This window comes from Protofrankia sp. Cr1 (assembly GCF_963555865.1).
GTDB lineage: Bacteria > Actinomycetota > Actinomycetes > Frankiales > Frankiaceae > Protofrankia.
Map to the genome: position 1 here is coordinate 1 of NZ_CAUVXO010000399.1, position 4,886 is coordinate 4,886.

At 67.1% G+C, this 4,886-nt stretch carries 4 protein-coding genes; 2 read left to right on the top strand and 2 right to left on the bottom strand.

Going from position 1 to position 4,886, the window contains the following annotated elements:
- Positions 1–352 precede the first annotated feature (352 nt).
- Complete coding sequence (locus U9980_RS22285) at positions 353–1,468, bottom strand: hypothetical protein (protein WP_322769715.1); 1,116 nt, start codon at positions 1,466–1,468, stop codon at positions 353–355.
- A 55-nt stretch (positions 1,469–1,523) separates the two neighbouring features.
- Between U9980_RS22285 and U9980_RS22290 the strand changes: the two genes are divergently transcribed.
- Positions 1,524–1,817: a hypothetical protein gene (locus U9980_RS22290; RefSeq protein ID WP_322769716.1), complete on the top strand. Its 294-nt coding sequence runs from the start codon at positions 1,524–1,526 to the stop codon at positions 1,815–1,817.
- A gap of 17 nt (positions 1,818–1,834) precedes the next feature.
- Positions 1,835–2,686 (top strand): hypothetical protein, encoded by an 852-nt coding sequence (locus U9980_RS22295; RefSeq protein ID WP_322769717.1) that lies wholly within the window; start codon positions 1,835–1,837, stop codon positions 2,684–2,686.
- 49 nt (positions 2,687–2,735) lie between these two features.
- Here U9980_RS22295 and U9980_RS22300 read toward each other — a convergent pair whose 3' ends face one another.
- Positions 2,736–4,496, bottom strand: a complete 1,761-nt coding sequence (locus U9980_RS22300) for an ATP-binding protein (RefSeq protein ID WP_322769718.1) — start codon at positions 4,494–4,496, stop codon at positions 2,736–2,738.
- Positions 4,497–4,886 lie beyond the last annotated feature (390 nt).

A 4,886-nucleotide genomic window follows, 5' to 3' on the forward strand; every position in this document is an offset into this window, starting at 1 on the left:
GGGTTCGCCCCGCCGGTTGTCCACGATCTTTATCTGGATGTTGAGGAGGGCGTACAGGTCCCGGCGTTCCTCCGGGGTCGCGGTCGTCAACCGGGTGGCCGCGACGTCGGTCAGGTCCCCCTGCCTCGGCGGGACGCATCCCAAGATCTGCGGCCAGGGTCCGACGAGGCACGTTTTCCGGGTCGGCCACCGGCACACACAAGCCGCAGCCCATGCTCTGGCTCGGCCAACGCCGCCGATTCCACTCCGTCGTAACCGTCCGCGCCGTGTTTCGCGTCGGCTTCGTGCTCGGCCGTGTGTCGGGCACGCCTGACTTGGCGGCGCGGTCGGGCGCGCGCCATCGCCAGTTATGTCAAGCGATGCCCATTCGGTAGGCGAGCCCGCGCAGATCACGGCCCCCAGCGGTCGCCCGGGCGCGTTCGAGCATGACGGCAACAGTCTCCCGCACGAGCGGGTGAGGCCGGACTAGCTCAGGCGCCAGCCGTTCCGCCTCGCGGAGTGCCGCGAGGGCTTGCGGGTCCTTGCCACGTGCCTGCGCGAGTCCTCGGCCAAGATCGGTAAGGAACTGCGCACGGCGGCGTCCCGAACCGAGTACCGACGTGTCCACGCCGCGCATGATCTCGGGGGCCTTGCCGCCGTCGCCCCGCTCGACTGCGATGCTCACGCGCCAGACCGCCACGTTGGTGGGACCAAAGTGCAGGTGAAAGGCATTCGTCTCACCGGTCCGACCGGCAATCTCGACGGCCTCGTCGATATGGGCGTCGACCGCGCCCGTATCGTTGCTGGACACCGCTGTGAGTGCGGACGCCAAATGAAGAATGCCGTAGACCGGCATGACCTGCGCCTGGCCGAGCTGGCCGGCGGCAGCGTCAGCGGCCCGCTCAGCTACCTGACGCGCGCGGCTGCGGGCGCTGGCGCTCAGGAGCGCGTTGGCGCGGTAGAAGCCACCGAACGCCGACCACGCGGGATCGTCGAGACGTTCGGCGGCCTGCATTGCACGGTCGGCTGCGATCCAGGCGAGATCGACGTAGCCGAGATCCTTGCTGAGCACGAAAGCGGACCGGTAGGCGCCAACCAAGGCGGCAAGTGCCGTGCGGGCATCGCTGCCTGAGCCAGCCGCGTGCACGTGCAGCTCCTGGATAAGGTCCGGCAGGAGTGACGCGTAGCTCGCGTGCGCGGCTGCTTCCCGCGCTGTTTCGACGTCGTCAGCGGCGAGGCGTAGCGCGACGATGGGCCGCGCTGGCAGGTCCGGACGTTCATCGAACGCGGTGTTGAGGATGGCGGCCCGGATAGCGGGGATAGCGGCGAGAGACCGGGCCTGGGCGCGGTTCGTGGGTTTGTAGGGCTGCCCGGTCAGGTCGGTGATGGAGACCTGAAGCGCGTCCGCCACCGCTTCCAGGTGTGAGCGGCGGTCCAACCGGCTTGCGGCAGACCACCTGGTCGACCGTCCGTACGCCGAGCGGGTCATCGACCAGTCCCTCGCGTTCCTCGCCGCGTGCGGGACGGACCCGGACACGCCGCACGTGCCCAGCCACACCATCGACCTCGGCTGGCACGCCTTCCTCCTGCACACCAAGGAGTACGCACTCTTCTGCCGGCAGGTCGCCGGCCGCTTCATCCACCACGTGCCCGACGACATGCCACCCACCCGCAGCACCACCACGGCAAGGCACGCATCTACGATCGTGATGATCCAACAGGCCGGATACCTCGTCGACCACGAGCTGTGGCAGACGAGCGCCACGTGCGACCCTGACAGCTGCTCGGCAAGCGGCAAGGACGGCGACGAGAACAAGGACAGCCGTATCCCCACGTAATGGAGTCGACCTTTCCTATGAAGTGGAATGACCTGCCGGCGCAGGTCCGCGACGCGGTCGAGGCACAGACCGGACCCATCATGTCCGCCGACACGGTGGACGTGGGGGACGGCTGCGACCTCGCCGCAGTCGTGGATGCGGGTGAGCAGCGGCTGTTCGTCAAAGCCGTCCACGGCGACGGCAGGCGGGCACGCTGGCTCCGCAACGAGCACACGTTCGGGCACCTCGCCGCAGGCATCGCGCCAAGTCCGCAGTTCGCATGCCAAGTCGATGACTGGCTGCTTGTCGGCTTCGAGCACGCGACCGGCCGCCCGGCGGACCTCGCGTCTGACTCCCCCGACCTACCCCGTATCGGCGACGTCGTCGACGACATCGCCCGCCGGGCCGGCGAGGGCCTGCGTTCGCTTTCCGAGCGATGGCGCAACACCGATTGGTGGGCGGACGTGACGGCGCGGCCAGCGAGCGCTTTCCCCGGATGGGACGTAGCCACGGCAGCAGTCCACGCGAGCACCGTAGTCGACGCCGTTGCAGGGGACCGACTGATCCACACTGACCTGCATGCCCACCAATTCATGATCAGAAAGGACCGGGTCTGGGTGGTCGACTGGGGCTGGCCGGCACAAGGCGCCGGCTGGGTCGACGCCGCATTCATGGTCATCCGTCTCATCGGCGCCGGACACTCCCCGCAGCAGGCCGAGCAGTGGGCGTCCAGGCTGATCTGCTGGGCTGGCGCCACCGACGACGACCTCAACGCCTTCGCCTGCTACGTGGCCGGGCTGTGGAGCATGCGTGCCGCTCAGTCAGACAACCGCGCCGCCCGAAACCGAGCGACCCTGGCACGCAGTTACGCCACGTGGCGCCTGACCTAGCTGTCACCAGCAAGGCGCGCGTGAGCCCGTCGTCTGTCGCACACTTTCTCTACGGTGTTTTTTTGAACTGCGGGCCGGCGATGTAGAAGACTCCCTGGCCGACCGTCTTCGCCGAACCGATGGCGAGCACGCCTTCGTCCCGCAGCTCACTGAGTACCCGAGACGCCTGCATCGATCGCAGACCGAAGTAGTCGATGAGATCACCGGCTCGCACCGACCCCTGTTCGGTGACCAGGTCCACCACGAAGGGCTTTGCCTCCTTCGGAGGGACGCGGAAGTAGGGCAGCCGGGCGGCAAGCAGCTCACGTGCCGCGTCGCCGAACCGGAAGCCTGTTCTGCCTGTGCTCATCGAAGTGATCAGCATGGAGCTGCCGCCGATGCCTTCTTGCCGTGCCCGCGCCAACGCCTCGGCCGCTTCCTCCTGGGACTTCTGCAGCAGTGGAGCGAGAACTCCCTCGTCCACCCGAGGATGATCCAGGAGTCGATAAATGATCAGAGCGATATCCACGTCCGCTCGGGCGTCGTCACTCAGCAACGACGTCAGATCGGTGACCGGCTCGACCGGATTACCGCCGATGAGCACGCAGCGAACCGCGTCCGTGGTCTGTGTGATCACCGGTGGCCGATGCCCGAGGAGAATCATCTCACGAAACATGCGGTCCACACCGATTGCCTCGCGCTCGGCGAGCCGCAGGCTCCGCATGACATTCGCCAGATGCGGATTCGTCGGCCGTGACATCGTGGTCAGGAGATTCGACGTGTTGACACCGGACGGAAAACGCCCGGGTGAGGTGACGACAAGCTGATCGCCGAGGTGCTCGATGGTGATCGCTTCCGGGCGGGTCCAGTCCCGGTGCATGATGGCATTGATAATTGCCTCACGTGCCGCGGGGCGGGGAATCGCGTCGCCGATCCCCCGCGCTCCCAGCCGCACCGGGTGCACACGCTGGTTCGCCAGGCGGATGGAAAAATCCACCTCGTTGAATTCCACCAGGAGAGAACGGCCCGGTTCATCCAGGCGCACCTGAGTATCAGCCCCCGGTCGAACTCGCCGAATGTAGTCGAGGTGCGACCGGTCGTTATCCGTCACAGCGAACAGCAGTGCCCCCGCCCGGGTCAACCTACCGATCTCCGGGTCGAGGACGCCGAGAGCGCGCAGCAGCTCCTCATCCGGTCGGGATGCCAGGGCCACCCGGCTGGCTTCCTCGGTCGCCCGCAACACCTGTCGGGCCACCAGGAGGGCCGCCAGATCGACGTCGGCAAACCGCATCGGGGTCAGCTCAGCGGACCAGTCGACATAGCGGCGTACCAGTGCCGCATGGTCCACACCGGTCATCTCCACGCAGTGCGCTCCGACCCGGTGCTTGTATCGACCGCCGGACGCTTTGTACGCGGTCAGGCCCGCGCTGACGACGACGGCCAGCAAACGCTCCCCACCTTCAGCAGAGATCATTTCGACGTCGACGGCGAGATGCGGATCGGTGAGCTCCCAGATGCGATGCCGAAGCCACTCGGGATTCAGATCGGTACCTATGAACGCGGCCGGGCCACCAGCTTTGTCATCGACGCCCACGATCGCGACGCCACCGCGGGCGTTCGCGAAACAGCACGCGGCATCGGCGAGATCGCGAGCGGTCGGTTCGTGGTGGGTACTGCCAGCCGTCATCGAGCTGCCCCCCGAGCGCCGAGACTGATCTTCCTTGAAGTCCAACGTCTCGGTTTCGACGTCGGCGGCACGGACGCCCGCATACACGGTCGCGAGCGCCGTGGACGCCTCAGCACGCCTGGGATCACGCCAGGTGGAAGTCACGATGCGACCACCACGAGGAGACTAAGTCGATACTTCACAACCATGAAGTATAAGGTTCCCGACTGGGCAGAGCTTGATCTGCACCTTCACCGGCGAGCCGATGACGCCGCGAAAACCGAGGACACACAACGTAACCGTCCTTGTCCGGCACCGGGCACGCTCAGTGCGATAACGGCCCGCGCCGAATGCATGGTCATCCAGATCCGGGATGATAGGCCCGTGTGCGACTATGGATCAGGCGTAGGGCAGCTTGCCGGCGGGTCACCATGAGCCCCGGCGCCAGAGCTCGCAGGGCCGTCCAGGTGGCGGACAGACCCGTCTCCGGCCGCCCGCGGTCCGGTGGCGCCGACGCCTGCCGGCCGATCCCCGAGGCGCCGATGACCGACGCGC